The 15,825-nt window shown below is 73.6% G+C and carries 15 protein-coding genes; 6 read left to right on the plus strand and 9 right to left on the minus strand.

The window, feature by feature from the left end; translation table 11 throughout:
* Positions 1–68: 68 nt before the first annotated feature.
* Positions 69–1,127, plus strand: a complete 1,059-nt coding sequence (locus C2142_RS14285) for a ferritin-like protein (RefSeq protein ID WP_162002470.1) — start codon at positions 69–71, stop codon at positions 1,125–1,127.
* 68 nt (positions 1,128–1,195) lie between these two features.
* Here the strand turns inward: C2142_RS14285 and def are convergent, their stop codons facing one another.
* The 8 genes from def to C2142_RS14325 form a co-directional block, all read right to left on the minus strand.
* Positions 1,196–1,837, minus strand: coding sequence for a peptide deformylase (gene def, locus C2142_RS14290; protein WP_148642991.1), 642 nt, complete (start codon positions 1,835–1,837; stop codon positions 1,196–1,198).
* 89 nt (positions 1,838–1,926) lie between these two features.
* Positions 1,927–2,916 (minus strand): hypothetical protein, encoded by a 990-nt coding sequence (locus C2142_RS14295; RefSeq protein ID WP_148642992.1) that lies wholly within the window; start codon positions 2,914–2,916, stop codon positions 1,927–1,929.
* 279 nt (positions 2,917–3,195) lie between these two features.
* The gene (locus tag C2142_RS14300) at positions 3,196–4,461 is read right to left on the minus strand and encodes an HD domain-containing phosphohydrolase (protein WP_174315700.1); all 1,266 of its coding nucleotides are present in this window, start codon (positions 4,459–4,461) and stop codon (positions 3,196–3,198) included.
* Between the two features lie 125 nt (positions 4,462–4,586).
* Positions 4,587–6,176, minus strand: a complete 1,590-nt coding sequence (locus tag C2142_RS14305; protein WP_148642993.1) for an HD-GYP domain-containing protein — start codon at positions 6,174–6,176, stop codon at positions 4,587–4,589.
* 150 nt (positions 6,177–6,326) lie between these two features.
* A complete protein-coding gene (gene rsrA, locus C2142_RS14310) occupies positions 6,327–6,734 on the minus strand; it encodes a mycothiol system anti-sigma-R factor (RefSeq protein WP_148642994.1) in 408 nt (135 codons plus the stop codon).
* A complete protein-coding gene (locus tag C2142_RS14315; protein ID WP_045703751.1) occupies positions 6,731–7,369 on the minus strand; it encodes a sigma-70 family RNA polymerase sigma factor in 639 nt (212 codons plus the stop codon). The genes rsrA and C2142_RS14315 overlap by 4 nt, the downstream gene beginning before the upstream one ends.
* 451 nt (positions 7,370–7,820) lie before the next feature.
* Positions 7,821–8,456, minus strand: a complete 636-nt coding sequence (locus C2142_RS14320; protein WP_148642996.1) for an alpha/beta family hydrolase — start codon at positions 8,454–8,456, stop codon at positions 7,821–7,823.
* Positions 8,457–8,483: 27 nt separating this feature from the next.
* Positions 8,484–9,236: an SOS response-associated peptidase gene (locus C2142_RS14325; RefSeq protein WP_148642997.1), complete on the minus strand. Its 753-nt coding sequence runs from the start codon at positions 9,234–9,236 to the stop codon at positions 8,484–8,486.
* A 156-nt stretch (positions 9,237–9,392) separates the two neighbouring features.
* Between C2142_RS14325 and C2142_RS14330 the strand changes: the two genes are divergently transcribed.
* The 5 genes from C2142_RS14330 to hisN all read left to right on the plus strand — a co-directional run bounded on the left by C2142_RS14330 (position 9,393) and on the right by hisN (position 14,178).
* Entirely contained in the window at positions 9,393–10,109 is a 717-nt protein-coding gene (locus tag C2142_RS14330) for a M50 family metallopeptidase (RefSeq protein WP_148642998.1), read from the plus strand.
* A gap of 234 nt (positions 10,110–10,343) precedes the next feature.
* Positions 10,344–11,675: a 3-phosphoshikimate 1-carboxyvinyltransferase gene (aroA, locus tag C2142_RS14335; protein WP_148642999.1), complete on the plus strand. Its 1,332-nt coding sequence runs from the start codon at positions 10,344–10,346 to the stop codon at positions 11,673–11,675.
* A 16-nt stretch (positions 11,676–11,691) separates the two neighbouring features.
* Positions 11,692–12,747: a ribosome small subunit-dependent GTPase A gene (rsgA, locus tag C2142_RS14340; RefSeq protein WP_148643000.1), complete on the plus strand. Its 1,056-nt coding sequence runs from the start codon at positions 11,692–11,694 to the stop codon at positions 12,745–12,747.
* Between the two features lie 119 nt (positions 12,748–12,866).
* Positions 12,867–13,190 (plus strand): multidrug efflux SMR transporter, encoded by a 324-nt coding sequence (locus tag C2142_RS14345; protein WP_148643001.1) that lies wholly within the window; start codon positions 12,867–12,869, stop codon positions 13,188–13,190.
* Between the two features lie 190 nt (positions 13,191–13,380).
* Complete coding sequence (hisN, locus tag C2142_RS14350; protein ID WP_148643002.1) at positions 13,381–14,178, plus strand: histidinol-phosphatase; 798 nt, start codon at positions 13,381–13,383, stop codon at positions 14,176–14,178.
* A gap of 96 nt (positions 14,179–14,274) precedes the next feature.
* Here hisN and C2142_RS14355 read toward each other — a convergent pair whose 3' ends face one another.
* The gene (locus tag C2142_RS14355; RefSeq protein WP_148643003.1) at positions 14,275–15,753 is read right to left on the minus strand and encodes a catalase; all 1,479 of its coding nucleotides are present in this window, start codon (positions 15,751–15,753) and stop codon (positions 14,275–14,277) included.
* Positions 15,754–15,825 lie beyond the last annotated feature (72 nt).

Here is a 15,825-nt window from a genome sequence, read left to right on the forward strand (position 1 = left end):
CGGGACACGTCCGCATAGGATCCGCCCCCGGCTACGGTCCGGCGACAGCCGAACGAAAGGGGCCCACCGTGACGACCGGAATCCTCGACTACGAGAGCGACGCCATCGTCCAGCTCATGAGCATGGCGGAGGAGGACTGGACCGAGCAGGAGCTCAAGGACGCGCTCCAGCGGGCGATCATGCTGGAGCTCTCCACCATCCCGCCCTACGCCACCGCCCTCTGGTCGATCGCCAACCCGGACAACACCCAGCCGGTCCGCCACACCATCCGCGAGATCGTCTTCGACGAAATGTCGCACTTCGGCCTGGTCTGCAACATGCTCACCACCATCGGCGGCACCGTCGTCCTCACCGACCCCGCCACGGTGCCGAAGTACCCGGGTGAGCTCCCCGGCGGCGTCAACCCCGGCCTGACCGTCTTCCTCAGCGGGCTGACCCGCGACTCGGCCTGCCTCTTCGCCGACATCGAGAAGCCCGAGAGCCCGCTCGCCTTCGCCGCCGACGGCAACACCATCGGCGCCTTCTACCAGCGCATCGCCAACGTCTTCCCCAAGTTCGCCCACCTGATCACCGGTCAGCAGCAGGTGGAGTTCCCGCTCGGGTCGAGCCACGGCGCCGGCAACGACATCGTCGCGATGAACACCATCGACGACGTGCTGAAGGCGATCAACATCATCCAGACCCAGGGCGAGGGCACCACCGCCTCCCCGGTGAACCCCTTCCCCGGCTCCCCGGGTGAACTCGCCCACTACTACGCGTTCAAGGAGATCGCCGTCGGCAAGAAGCTGATCTTCGACGAGCAGACGGGGAAGTACGAGTTCGCCGGCCCCGACGTCCCGCTGCCGGACACCTCCCCGGTCGGCCGGGTCCCCGCGGGCGGCTGGGCCAACTCCCCCGGCAACGAGCCCGACGCGACCACCGCCGAGCTCCTGCGGACCTTCAACCAGCAGTACAGCGGCATGCTGCACGCCCTTGAAGACGCCTGGGGCCCCGGCGCGGCGGACATCTTCCCGGCCATCGGGCTGATGGGCCAGATGCGCGGCACCGCCCAGCAGATCAACGGCGTCAAGCTGCCCCTCGACCCCCGCTTCACCTACGGCCCGGAGTGGCTGTTCGTCCCGGCATAGCGGCGAAACACCGCCGCCCCGTACGGAAGTTCCGTACGGGGCGGCGGTGTTCGACGCAGAAGCGGCGACTACGCGTTCGGCACGGTCGCGTAGCGCGGCGTGCCCTCGGCCATCTGCCGCAGCGCGTCCTTGCGGTCCCGCTTCGACAGCTTGTCGATGTAGAGGAACCCGTACAGGTGGTCGGTCTCGTGCTGGAGGCAGCGGGCGAAGAAGCCGGTGCCCTCGACACGGATCGGGTTGCCGTCCTTGTCGACGCCGGTCACCGCGGCGTAGTCCGGGCGGGGCAGCTCGGCGTAGGCGGTCGGCACCGAGAGGCAGCCCTCGTTGCCGTCGTCCAGCACCCGCCTGCTCCCGGCCGGCAGCTCCTCCAGCACCGGGTTGATGACGTGGCCGATGTGGCGCACGCCCTCGTCGTCCGGGCAGTCGTAGACGAAGACCTTGAGGTCCACGCCGATCTGGTTGGCGGCCAGGCCGACGCCCTCGGCGGCGTACATCGACTGGAACATGTCGTCGATCAGCGCGGACAGCTCACCGTCGAACGCGGTGACGTCCTTGACCTCCCGGTGCAGCACCGGGTTGCCGAACACGGTGATCGGCCGTGCGGTGCCCTTCGAGAGGTCCGGCTCCTCGCCGACCACCTTCACCGGCTGGGCCGCGTCCCCAGCGGGCTCGTGGTCGTGGTCGTGCTGGTGGTCGTGCTGCTCCGCCATCGCTGCCTTTTCGCTTCCGAATCCGAGAACTGTAGAGGTGTACCGCTCAAGGGTAAGCGGCTCGCTCAGCGGACTTCCTCAGGATTCGCTCAGCAGACTTCCTCAAGATCACGATATGCCCGGCTCCCCGGGGAGGCCGCCACCCAGCGGTCCAGCAGCGTCCGCACCAGGGCGGCCGGGGCCGCGATCCCGCACTCGCGCTCCACCAGCCAGGACATCCCGCCCGCGCCCTGGCTCAGATGGCTCAGGTGCCCCGGGTGGGCCGCGTCCCCGTCGTCGTGCGGATCGTGGTGCGCGGTGTGGCCGTCGTCCGAGGCCATCCGGCTCTCCGAACAGGCCCGGCAGAGCAGCCGCACCGAGGACGTCCAGTCCTCCGCCGCGTACCCCGCCTCGGCGACCAGCCGCTCCAGCGCGTCCCGGTCCGCCGCCGTGGCCGCCTGCAGCAGCACCACGTACGTCGGCACCGGGGACGGCGCCCACAGCTCGATCTCGTCGAACACCGGGTACGCGACCCCGTCCGCGACCCGCTCGCCGTGCGGGGCGCCGTCGTGCAGCACCACCTCGCCCCAGCGGCGGCCCGACGACGGCAGCGGGATCGACAGCACCTCGATCCGGGCCGGGTCCAGCCGCCGGCCCCAGACCACCTCGGACTCGCCCTCCGGCGAGAGCCGCACCGGTGTCGTCCCCAGGTCCAGGCTCACCGGGCCGTCCGGCTGCGCCCCGGGCCCGCCCGGCAGCCGCAGCCCGTACGCCTGCCAGGCCCGCCGCGCCAGCGGCCAGTCCTGGAGCGCCGTCGCGGTGATCCCGAGGTTCCACCAGTCGGGGGCACCGTGCTCGCGGTCCAGCAGCGCCACCGCGCGCAGCCCGGCCGCCCGCGCCTGCTCCCAGTCCCGGCGGAACTTGTGCAGCAGCGCCAGGTTGAACCAGGAGTCGGACAGCCACGGCTCCAGATCGGCCGCCATCACCAGCAGGGCACCCGCGTCCTCGTACCGGCCGTCGCCGATCAGCGTGAAAGCCCGGTCGGTCGTCTGCCGCCAGGTGGCGGACGGCCGGTGCCGTGCCCGGTGGAAGATCCTCACGTTCGTCCCTGCCGTCGTCGTCCGCTCAAGTCCCGCATCCGCTCCCGCGTCGCGGGCCCGGTACCCCGGGTCGGTGTTCCACGCTACGACCGCATCCAACCACGCCCGCCACCGCCCGCGCTCCCCACCGCCCACGGTTGCCGCAGCCATCGGGCCCCCGCCCCTACCCAGCCTGCCCGCCCCGCCGCCCCACCTCAACCCCAGCGGGCCGAACTCCCCGTGCGCTCCGCCGCCCGCGCGCCCCGCTCCGCCGCCGTCCTCTCCACCCCGCCCGGGGCCCTAGCCCCGGACGCGGACCAACGCGTCGACCACCCGGGCGTCGTAGACCCGCCCCCGCCCGAGCCGCAGCACCTCCAGCACCTCCAGCCGCCCCACCGCCTCGCCCACCCCACGGCCGCGCGCCGCCGTCAGCAGGTCGTCGTGGGCATTGGCCACCCGGATGATCCGCGCCGCCAGCGGCACCTGGGACCCGCCCCCCTCCGGCCGCCCGCCCGGCGGATCCGCCAGCCGGGCGACCTGCTCGGCCACCTGCCGCGGCACCCCCGTCCGCCTGATCACCTCGCTCCCCAGCCGGGCGATCCGCTGCTGCTCCTCCTCCGGCAGCAGCGCCGTCGCCCCGTCCGGCACCGGTTCGACCAGTGACAGCTGTCCGATGTCGTGCATCAGCGCCGCGTACTCCAGCAGGGCGAGCTCACGGGTGCCCAGCCCCAGCTCGCGCCCGACCGCGCACGCCGTGTCGGCGACCCGCCGGGCGTGGCCGGGCGGGGTGTAGCCGGCCACCTCGGTGGCCCGGGCCAGGCTGGCGATGGTCTGCCCGGTGGTGGCCCTGACGGCGGCGGCCCGCCGGAACGAGACCTGGGCCAGCAGCAGCGGCGTGCAGAACAGTGGCAGGGCCCAGAGCCCGACCTCGCCCGCGGCCAGGCTGACCAGCAGCCCGGTCGCCGTGATCGCCGTGCCGATCCCGAACAGCGACCGCAGCTCGTCCTCCAGCGCCGCCGGGAACCGCAGCCCGCTCCGGTCCCGGCGCAGCACCGCCGCCAGGGTGGCGTCGCAGAGCGCGGCCAGGGCGGCCACCAGCGCCAGGAACACCCCGTACGCCGGGCCGTCCGCCGAGATCCGGTCCACCAGCCCGCTGTTGTAGAGCGGCTGGAAGACGGCGGCGGCGAAGCCCGCGCCGAGCAGCCGCCGGGAAGCGCCGTCGCGCCGGGCCCGGTCGCGCCAGGGCGCCTGCTGGTTGGCCCGGACGCGGTGCGGCAGGACGAGGGCCGGAAGCAGGGCGAGCAGCAGGCCGACGCCGGTCACCGCGACCACCTGGAGCCCCCCGTGCCCCGTCGGCAGCCCGCGCAGCGGCCCGAGCAGCGCGTAGGCGAGCGCGCCGGCCGCTCCGATCGGCGCCTGCTCGCGGTCGCCCGGGAGGGTGATCCGGACGCACTCGCCGAGGGCGATCAGCACCGTGAAGGCCAGCGCGACCCCGGGCTCGGCGATGCCCCGGACCGCCACCGCGCCGAACGCGAGGGCCAGCAGCGCGAGCGCCCCTCCGTGCACCGCCAACGTGCCCCCGTGCACCGCCGCCGCCGCCTCCGGCCGGGGCCCGCCGGGCCGCGACGGCCGGTGCCCGCCCGGTCGCCGGTGAGCCCGCCGGTGCGGCCGCGCGCCCCCGGTTGCCGCGATCACGACGGACCGGCCGTCGGCGCGGTGCCGCCCTGGGCGGGCACCCGGCGCGGGGCCGCCCGGGCCGGTTCGGGGACGCCGAGCGGGATGTCCGGCACCGCCCGGATGCAGTCGCCGGGCGGCGGCAGCACCGGCTGCCAGTCGTGCACGGCCAGCGCGTCGACCAGGGCCCGGACCATCACCGGGTCGAACTGGCTGCCCGAGCAGCGCTCCAGCTCGGCCACCGCCTCGGCGACCGGGCGGCCGCGCCGGTACGAGCGGGTGGAGGTCATCGAGTCGAAGGCGTCGGCGACCGAGATGATCCGGGCGAACTCGGGGATCTGCTCGCCCACCAGCCCGCTCGGGTAGCCGCGGCCGTCCATCCGCTCGTGGTGGTGGAGGATCCCCGCGTGCGCCTCGCCGAGGAAGGCGATCCCGCGCACCAGCTCGTACCCGTACACCGGGTGCACCTCGACGGCCCGCCGTTCGGCGTTGGTGAGGGGACCGTTTCTGCGCAGCAGCTCGGTGGCGACACCGAGCTTGCCGACGTCGTGCAGGATGCCGGCGAACCGCAGGGTGCGCAGCCGCTCGTACTCCATGCCGAGCTGACCGGCGATCAGCACCGCGGCCTTGCCGACCCGTTCGCTGTGCCCGCGGGTGTAGGCGTCCTTGATCTCGACGGCCTGCACCAGCGCCTGGACGGTGGCCTGGTGGGCGTCCCGCTCGCGGTGGCCCTGGGCGAACACCCAGGCCGAGATGGAGAGCGGCAGCAGCGCCAGCAGCGCCGCGAAGGCCCCGTAAGGCCCCTGCCAGAGCACCGCGACCATCAGCCCGCCGGCCGCGTGCACCAGGACCGGCAGTCCGACCGCCGCGGCCTGGCCGCGCCGCAGCAGGGTCGGGCGCCGGCCCTCGGCCAGCAGCAGCATGCCGCTCACCAGCACGCCGTTGACCAGGCAGAACACGGCGAGGGAGGCGAAGCCGGGAAGCAGCGCGGCCGGGAACCGGGAGCCGAGCAGCAGCTGCGGCCCGGCGAGCAGGTGGAAGACCACGGAGGAGGCGAACGCGGAGAGCGCGAGCTGGGCGCCGTTCCACAGCTGCCGCCGCCGGCCCTCCGGCTCGCCGGGGCCGAGTAGCGCGGGCACCACCGCGACCAGGGCCGCGGCGGCCGGCGGCAGCATCAGCACCCCGGCGAAGAGCACCGGGAAGAAGGCGTTGGCGCAGGGCCGGGCCGGTGCCCGGTCGGGCAGCGGACGGCGCAGCAGGGCGCGAACCAGTCGCAGGCAGGGCGTCGGCAGCCCCTGGGCGAGCGATCCCCAGCACCCGTGCAGAAAGGCCAGCAGCCCGACCTTGGGCCAGTCGACGGGTGCGCCGAGCCAGCGCGGCACGCCCAGCGGGAGCGGCGTCGCGAGCAGCGGCAGCAGGCAGCAGAGCGCCGCCACGGGGACGGCCACGAGGTAGCGCGCCGCGCCCGGTGGCAGGTCCGCGTCTCCACTGTCGGTAGCGATCTCGACCTCCCCGCCGTCCTGGCCCGGTCTGCGCTCGGTGCGCCGGGCGACCGGCGGTGAGCGTCCGTCAGGAGGATAGGCCGCCGTTCCGGCACGGGGACGCATGATCGCGGAATGCCGCAGTTGGCGCACCGCCAACTCACTCGAACGAGTGACGGCGCACGCAAGCAGAAAGGGGGCGGCCCCCGGAGCACCTGCTCCGGGGGCCGCCTCGTCCTCGCGGTGGGCCGTCCGCCGTACGGCGGACGGGCCCGCTCACTCCGCCGGGGCGCCCGCCTCGACCGGGGTACCCGGCCTGGCCGCGGCCTCGACGGCCTCACCGGCCGGGGCCGTGCGGCCCTGCCCGGCGACCTCGCCGTGCCCCTCGGCCGTGGGGTCGACGGCGACCACCGCCTCGCCGGACCGCTGCCCGGCCCGGATCGAGTCGATCCTGGCCAGCACCTTGCCGCGGAGGTCGGCCGGGGTGTCGTCGCACCCGCAGCAGCGCTTGATCAGTGCCTTGATGGCCTGCTCCAGCCCGTACTTCTCCAGGCACGGCGAGCACTCCTCGAAGTGCACCCGCAACTTGGCGTAGTCACCCTCGGCCATCTCGTTGTCGAGGAATTCATAGAGGTGGTCGAGGACCTCGCCACACTCGGTGTCGTGCGGATCGCCGCAGCTCATGAACCCGAGCCCTTCGCTTCCTGCCCTGCCCCGCTGCCGGCCGGGACCAGCCCGCGCTCACGGGCGTAGTCCTCCAACATGCCGCGCAGCTGCCGGCGGCCGCGGTGCAGTCGGGACATCACCGTACCGATGGGAGTACCCATGATGTCCGCGATCTCCTTGTACGCAAAGCCCTCGACGTCCGCGAGATAGACGGCGATGCGGAATTCCTCCGGGATGGCCTGGAGGGCGTCCTTCACATCACTGTCCGGGAGGTGGTCGAGCGCCTGGGTCTCGGCCGAACGCAGACCGGTCGACATGTGCGACTCGGCCCGGGCCAGCTGCCAGTCCTCGATCTCCTCGGCCGCGGTGCGCTGGGGCTCCCGCTGCTTCTTGCGGTACGAGTTGATGAACGTGTTGGTGAGGATCCGGTACAGCCAGGCCTTGAGGTTGGTGCCCTCGCGGAACTGGTGGAAGGACGCGTACGCCTTGGCGAACGCCTCCTGGAGGAGGTCCTCCGCGTCGGCCGGGTTGCGGGTCATCCGCAGCGCCGCCGAGTACATCGGATCCAGGTAGCCCAGGGCGTCGCGCTCGAAGCGCTCCCGCCGGGCCTCCTCGCTCTCCTCCGCCGACACGCGGAAGGTGTCCTCACCGATCGCCTCGGCCAGCTCCTCACCGGTGAGCGCCTCGCCCGCGGGCAGGCTCTCCTCCGGGCCCCGGCCCGGCTCGGCCTCGTGCTCGGTCCCGACGACCGGACCCACCTCCTCGCCATGGCGGGCACGACCCACCGCGGGCCGCCCCGAAATGGAGGATATCGGGCTGACGGGCTTCTCGCCCGCGACAATCCAGTCGGACCACGCAGGGGCGAAGGCCGCGGCGGCCTCGCGCTCCTCCGGCCGCTCGGGGCACGCGATCGAACCCATCTGTGCTGCCTTCCACCGGGACTCAAGCTGACAGGGGTGTCAACCACGCCGACGGCGCCCGCATTCCCGCCCCCCCGGCGGCTTTCACCCGCACGGGTGAGCGGGCGGCGACAGCCCGTCCACGGCGGCCGGGAACGGCCGGGAGTGGCCCGGGAACGGCACGGCCCGCCCCACAGCAGCACGCTCAGAGCAGCCCGAGCACCCAGTCCCCGACCGCCCCGGTGATCAGCTCCAGCACCTCGTCCTGCCCCATCGGCGCCCGCTTCGGCACCTCGAAGCCGTGGCTCCCGTACGGCACCGGCACCAGCGTGTGCCCGGCCGCGAGCTCCGGGAACTCCGCCGGGCCGCCGAACGGATCCGCCGCGCCCTGCACCACCAGCGTCGGCAGCCCGGACTCCAGCAGCTCCGCCGCCCGGCTCTTCTCCGGCCTGCCCGGCGGGTGCAGCGGGAACGCCAGCGCCACCACCCCGGCGGCACCGGTCGCCGCGCCCGTCCGGCAGGCCACCCGGGCCCCGGCGCTGCGCCCGCCGACCACCAGCGGCAGGCCCCCGCCCGCCAGCAGTTCGGCGACCGGGGTCCAGCCCGCGTCCAGGGTCTTCGGCGCCGGGCCGAGCCGCTTCCCGGCCACCCGCCAGGGCTGCTCGACCAGCGCCACGGTGATCCCCCGGGCCGGCAGGGCGGCGGCCAGCGCGACCAGGTCGCGCGCCGCCGTCCCGCCGCCGGCGCCGTGCCCGAGCGCGAGCACCGCCCTCGGGCCGGCCGCGCGGTGCCAGGTGATCCGGGCGTCCCCGGCGGGCGTCGGGACGAGTTCGGTGGTCATCGTGCAGGGGCTCCAGGGGAAAGGGAGTCAGAACAGGGTGGTCTCGTACTCGGCCTCGTCCCATGGCCGGGTCAGCTCGGGGCCGTTGTTGCGGATGCTGCCCACCGCGGGCGAGACCGGGGTGGCCCGCAGGGCGCCGGGCGGCGGGGGTATCAGCAGCCGGCGCAGCTCGTCCGGGTCGCCCGGCCCCGGGTCCAGCCAGTCGTCGAACGACTCCCGGTCCAGGAAGAGCGGCATCCGCTCGTGGATCGGGGCGAGGAGTTCCTCGGCCTCGGTGGTGACGATCGTGAAGGTCACCAGCCAGGCCTCGGGGTGGCCGGCGGGCACCGTCCGGTTGCGCCAGAACTCGTACAGCCCGGCCAGCGCCAGCGGGCCGCCGTCCGCCCTGGAGACGAAGAACGGCTTCTTCCTCGCCCTGCCCCGCTCGCCGGGCAGCGTCTGCCACTCGTAGTAGCCGTCGACCGGCAGGATGCACCGCCGGGACGCGAAGGCCTGCCGGTACGAGGGCTTCTCGTGCACCGTGTCCGAGCGGGCGTTGATCATCTTCACCGCCGTCTCCGGCGACTTCGCCCAGGCCGGCACCAGGCCCCAGCGCAGTACCCGCAGCTGCCGCACCGGCACCGACTCCCCCCTGGGCACCCGGTCCAGCACCACGAAGGCGCTGTCGGTGGGGGCGACGTTCCAGCTGGGGGCCAGCGTCTCGGCCGGGTCCCACTGCCGGACGCCGAAGAGCTCCACGATGTCCTCCGGCCTGCTGCCGGCGGCGAAGCGACCACACATGCCGTCAGCTTGCCACGGCCGCCGTTCTCACCACTTCCTCATTCCACGGAACGAACCACCGCCTCCCGCCCGGCCGTCCCCGCATGGGAGGCTGCCACCCCGGCGGCCGCGACCCGCGCCCGGCCGGGGCACGGCCGGACGGAGGCGCAGAGGGACATGGATGCACAGAACATCGGCGAGGTCTGGGACCGGGTCACCGGCACCCAGCCCGCACCGCCCGGCTGGCTCGTCCTGGCCACCGGCGCGACCGCCCTGCTCCTGGTCCTCCTGCGGCCGCTCTGGCGGATCGGACGCAACGCCGTGACCATCGCCCACGAGGGCGGCCACGGCCTCGCCGCGCTCGCCACCGACCGCAAACTGGCCGGGATCAGGCTGCACTCCGACACCTCCGGCCTCACCCTCTCCTACGGCCGCCCCACCGGCCCCGGCATGGTGCTCACCGCCGCCGCCGGCTACACCACCCCGGCCCTGCTCGGCCTCGGCTGCGCCGCGCTGCTCGCCGTCGACCGGATCACCCTGCTGCTCTGGGTGTCCATCGCCCTGCTGCTGGCCCTGCTGGTCCGGATCCGCAACGCCTTCGGCCTCCTGTCCGTCCTGCTGGCCGGCGCCGCGTTCTTCCTGGTCTCCTGGTTCGGCACCGCCGAGGTGCAGGCCGGCTTCGCCTACCTCGGCACCTGGTTCCTGCTGCTCGGCGCCGTCCGGCCGGTCCTGGAGCTCCAGCAGCAGCGCCGCCGCGGCCAGGCCCGCGACTCCGACGCCGACCAGCTGGCCCGGCTCACCGGCGTCCCCGGCCTCGCCTGGATCGCCCTCTTCCTGATCACCGCACTCGCCTGTCTGGCCCTCGGTGCGAGCTGGCTGCTGCCCGCGGGCTGAAGCCCGCCCCGCGCCGGGTCCGAGCGCCCGGAGGCGAGCGGGCGAGTCACAGCCCGCCCCGAGCCGAAGGGCGCGCCGGTGCCGAAAGTGATGAGCGACAAGCGAGGAACGAGCGCCGGAACGAAGAGCGTCGGCGCCGGGTCCGAGCGCCCGGAGGCGAGCGGGCGAGTCACAGCCCGTTCCGCCATCCGGCCACCGCGCGGGCGGTTCCCGTACGGCCCCTAAACTTGCCCCATGACCGAGACCCTGTGGCCCGCCCCCGTCGCGACCACCTCCGTTGACGCCACCGTCACCATCCCCGGCTCCAAGTCGGTCACCAACCGGGCCCTGGTGCTGGCGGCACTCGCCACCGAGCCCGGCTGGGTGCGGCGCCCGCTGCGCAGCCGCGACTCCCAGCTGATGGCCGACGGCCTGCGCGCACTCGGTGTCGGCATCGAGGAGCAGGTCAACAACGACGCCGGTGGGACCGGCGGCGGCGAGGCCTGGCGGATCATCCCCGCGCCCGCGCTGCGCGGCCCGGCCTCGGTCGACGTCGGCAACGCCGGCACGGTCATGCGCTTCCTGCCCCCGCTGGCCGTCCTCGCCGACGGCCCGGTGCACTTCGACGGCGACCCGCGCAGCTACGAGCGCCCGCAGCACGGCGTGATCAACGCCCTGCGCGCGCTCGGCGCCCGGATCGACGACGGCGGCCGCGGCGCCTTCCCGCTCACCGTGCACGGCACCGGCGGGCTGGACGGCGGCCCGGTCGAGCTGGACGCCTCGTCCTCCTCCCAGTTCGTCTCCGCCCTGCTGCTCTCCGGCGCCCGCTACAACCAGGGCGTGGAGGTGCGCCACGTCGGCGGCCCGGTCCCCTCGCTGCCGCACATCCGGATGACGGTCGAGATGCTGCGGCTGGCCGGCGTCCAGGTCGACGCCCCCGAGGACGGCGGCGAGAAGGACGTCTGGCGGGTCACCCCCGGCGCCCTGATCGGCCGCGACATGGTGGTCGAGCCGGACCTCTCCAACGCCGCGCCGTTCTTCGCCGCCGCCCTGGTCACCGGCGGCCGGGTCACCGTCCGCGACTGGCCGAAGCACACCACCCAGCCCGGCGACCAGCTGCGCGAGATCTACACGCGGATGGGCGGCGCCTGCGAGTTCACGGACGAGGGCCTGCAGTTCACCGGCACCGGCCGGATCCACGGCATCGAGGCCGACCTGCACGATGTGGGCGAGCTGACCCCGGTGATCGCGGCCGTCGCCGCGCTCGCCGACTCCGAGTCCCACCTCTACGGCATCGCCCACCTGCGGCTGCACGAGACCGACCGGCTGGCCGCGCTCGCCAAGGAGATCAACGACCTCGGCGGCGACGTCACCGAGACCGAGGACGGCCTGCGGATCCGCCCCCGCACGCTGCACGGCGGCGTCTTCCACACCTACGAGGACCACCGCCTGGCCACCGCCGCCGCGGTGATCGGCCTCGCCGTCGAGGGCGTCCAGGTGGAGAACGTGGCCACCACGGCCAAGACCCTGCCGGACTTCCCGAAGATGTGGGACGAGCTCCTCACCGGGACAGTGGCGGGCGGCTGAGCGGGAGACTGGGCACATGCGCCGCTACGGCAAGGACGCCGACGAGGACGACATCCGCAACCGCCCCGCGCGCCGGGGATCCCGGCCGCGGACCCGGATCCGCCCCAAGCACGAGGACGCGGCCGAGGCGATGGTGCTCACCGTCGACCGCGGCCGGCTGACCTGCCTGGTGGACGCCGGGACGAAGCAGGAGCGCGAGATCGTCGCCATGAAGGCCCGTGAGCTGGGCCGCAAGGGCGTCGTCGTCGGTGACATCGTCAACATCGTCGGCGACCTCTCCGGGGACGCCGACACCCTGGCCCGGATCGTCCGGGTCGAGGAGCGCACCTCGGTGCTGCGCCGCACCGCGGACGACGACGACCCGTACGAGCGGATCGTCGTCGCCAACGCCGGGCAGCTGGCCATCGTCACCGCGCTGGCCGACCCGGAGCCCCGGCCCCGGCTGATCGACCGCTGCCTGGTGGCCGCGTACGACGCCGGCATGGAGCCGCTGCTGGTGCTCACCAAGTCCGACCTGGCCCCGGCCGAACCGCTGCTGGAGTCCTACGCCCCGCTGGGCATCACCTACGTGGTGACCCGCCGGGACGAGCTGGCCACCGAGGGCGCCGAGGCGGTCCGCGCGCACCTGCGCGGCCGCTCGACGGTCTTCATCGGGCACTCCGGCGTCGGCAAGACCACGCTGGTCAACGCCCTGGTGCCGGCCCACCAGCGGACCACCGGGCACGTCAACGCGGTGACCGGCCGCGGGCGGCACACCACCGTCTCGGCGCTGGCGCTGCGGCTGCCGCCGCCCCCCGGGGCCAAGCCGGGCTCGAAGAAGGCGCTCGACCCGGGCTGGGTGATCGACACCCCGGGCTTCCGCTCCTTCGGCCTCTCGCACATCGACCCGTCCCGGGTCATCCACGCCTTCCCCGACCTGGAGCCGGGCACCGAGGGATGCCCGCGCGCGTGCAGCCACGACGAGCAGGACTGCGCGCTGGACGCGTGGGTCGCGGACGGCCACGCCGATCCCGCCCGGCTCTACTCGCTGCGCCGCCTGCTCTCCAGCAAGGAGACCCGCGAGGGCGACTGACCGCGGGCGGCCCCGGCCGATTTCGGGCGTTCGAGGTGTCGGAGCGTCCCTGCCTGGTGATCATAGGAAAGTCGGGCCGGATCACCGCCCGACCCGTCGATCGACAGGGAGAGCACGCGATGGCATGGGCCCTGGTGATCCTGGCCGGCCTCCTGGAGACCGGCTTCGCGATCAACCTCAAGCTCAGTGACGGTTTCACCAAGCTCTGGCCCACCATCAGCTTCTGCGTCTTCGCCCTCAGCAGCTTCGGCCTGCTGACCCTCTCCCTCAGGAGCCTGCCGGTCGGACCCGCTTACGCGGTCTGGACCGGCATCGGCGCGGCCGGCACCGCGATCTACGGCATGCTCTTCCTGGACGAGGCCACCTCCGTGCTCAAGCTGGTGTCGATCTCCCTGGTGATCGCCGGGGTGATCGGCCTCCAGCTCAGCGGCTCCGCGCACTGAGCCAGCGTGCACCGGGCCCCCGCGCACCTGGGCCCCGCGCACCTGGGCCCCGCGCACCGGGTCGCCGCCCGGAGTGCCCGGCCGTCCGCCCCGGGCCGGCCCGGGGGGGGCTGCACACTGGCCGGAACGTTCCTGTCCGCTCCGCGAGCCCGACTGTCCCGATCAGGGCGGGCTCGCTAGGGTCTTGGCCATGGCCGACTACCACGACGATCTCCGACTCGCCCACGTCCTCGCCGACTCGGCCGACTCGGTCACCCTGGAGCGTTTCCGGGCCCTCGACCTGAAGATCGAGACCAAGCCCGACCTCACCCCCGTCAGCGACGCCGACAAGGCCGCCGAGGAGCTGGTGCGCAGCGTGCTCCAGCGCGCCCGGCCGCGCGACGCGGTGCTCGGCGAGGAGTTCGGCCTCCAGGGATCCGGCCCGCGCCGCTGGGTGATCGACCCGATCGACGGCACCAAGAACTACATCCGCGGCGTGCCGGTCTGGGCCACCCTGATCGCATTGCTGGAGGACGGCCCGGACGGCGTGGAGCGCCCGGTGGTCGGCATCGTCTCCGCCCCCGCGCTGAACCGCCGCTGGTGGGCGGCCAAGGACCTCGGCGCCTTCGCCGGCCGCAGCCTGGCCAAGGCGGGCCGGATCCACGTCTCCGGCGTCTCCCGGATCGAGGACGCCTCGTTCTCCTACTCCTCGCTCTCCGGCTGGGAGGACCGCGGCCGGCTCGACCCGTTCCTGGACCTCACCCGGGCCTGCTGGCGCACCCGCGCCTACGGCGACTTCTGGTCGTACATGATGGTCGCCGAGGGCGCGGTGGACATCGCCGCCGAGCCCGAGCTCTCCCTCTGGGACATGGCCGCCAACTGCGTCATCGTCGAGGAGGCCGGCGGCCGCTTCACCGGCCTGGACGGCATCCCGGGCCCGGGCGGCGCCGACGCGGTCGCCTCCAACGGCCTGCTGCACGAGGAGGCCCTGCGCCGCCTCAGCGTCTGAGCCGCAGGGCCCCGGGCGCCTCGTCCGGACATGGGTGCGGGCCCGTTCCGACCGGTCTTCCGGCCGGGACGGGCCCGCTGCTCATCGGGGGTGGCGCTACTGCTGCTTGCGCAGCTCCCGCACCGCCGCGTCCAGCCGCCGGCCGTAGTCGGCGTCGGCCTTGCGGAAGTTCTCGACCGCCCGCTCGACGATGTCGTCGCGGTCGGCCGAGACCTTGGCGATGAAGCCGGCCAGGTTGGCGATCAGCCGCTGCTTCTCGTCCTCGGAGAACAGCCGGTACAGGTTGCCGGCCTGCACGAAGTCGTTGTCCTCGCTGTGCGAGGGCGCCTCGTGGGTACCGGTGGCGCCGGTGACGGCGGTCGGGGCCCAGAGCGGACGGCCGGTCTGCACCGGACCGCCGAAGCTGTTGGGCTCGTAGTTCTTCTGGCGGCCGTGGCGGCCGTCGTACAGGTGGCCGTCGCGGCTGTTGTTGCGCGCCTCGGTGGCGTGCGGGCGGTTCACCGGCAGGTGGTCGGCGTTGATGCCGACGCGGTAGCGGTGGGCGTCCGCGTAGGCGAACAGGCGGCCCTGCAGCATCTTGTCCGGGGACGGGCCTATGCCGGGCACGAAGTGCGCCGGGGAGAAGATCGACTGCTCGACCTCGGCGAAGATGTTGTCGGGGTTGCGGTTCAGCTCCAGCTTGCCGATCTCGATCGGCGGGTAGTCCTCGTGCGGCCAGACCTTGGTCAGGTCGAACGGGTTGAAGCGGTACTGGGCCGCGTCCGCCGCCGGCATGATCTGGACCTGCACCGTCCAGGTCGGGAACTCGCCGCGCTCGATCGCCTCGCGCAGGTCGCGCTGGTGGCTGTCCGGGTCCTCGCCCGCGAGCTTCGCCGCCTCCTCGGCCGTCAGGTTCCTGATGCCCTGGTCGGTCTTGAAGTGGTACTTGACCCAGAAGTGCTCGCCGGCCTCGTTCTGCCACTGGTAGGTGTGCGAGCCGTAGCCGTTGAGGTGGCGGTAGGTGGCCGGGATGCCGCGGTCACCGAAGAGCCAGGTCACCTGGTGGGTCGACTCGGGCGACAGGCCCCAGAAGTCCCAGACGTTGTCCGCCTCCTGCGAGCCGGTGTACGGGTCCCGCTTCTGGGTGTGGATGAAGTCGGGGAACTTGGTGGCGTCCTTGATGAAGAACACCGGGGTGTTGTTGCCGACGAGGTCGTAGTTGCCCTCCTCGGTGTAGAACTTCAGCGCGAAACCGCGCGGGTCGCGGACGGCGTCGGCGGAGCCGAGGTTGCCGGCCACGGTGGAGAACCGCAGGAAGGTCTCGGTCTGCTTCCCGACCTCGCCGAGGAAGGCCGCCCGGGTGTAGGCGGTGACGTCGGCGGTCACCGTGAAGGTGCCGTACGCCGCCGCGCCGCGGGCGTGCACCACGCGCTCCGGGATGCGCTCCCGGTTGAAGTGCGCGAGCTTCTCGAACAGTTGCTGGTCCTGGATCAGCGCCGGACCGCCGAGGCCGGCGGTCTCGGTGTTCTGGTTGTCGGCGACGGGGGCACCCGCCTCCGTGGTGAGGGTGGGGCGCAGCTCGTCCTGGGTAGTCATAAGAGGGTGCCTCCGCGGGTTCCGATCGTGACGGACTCGATCCTAACTTGGACTTTGTCTAAGTCAACACTG

The organism is Streptomyces sp. CB01881, from assembly GCF_002953255.1.
GTDB lineage: Bacteria > Actinomycetota > Actinomycetes > Streptomycetales > Streptomycetaceae > Kitasatospora.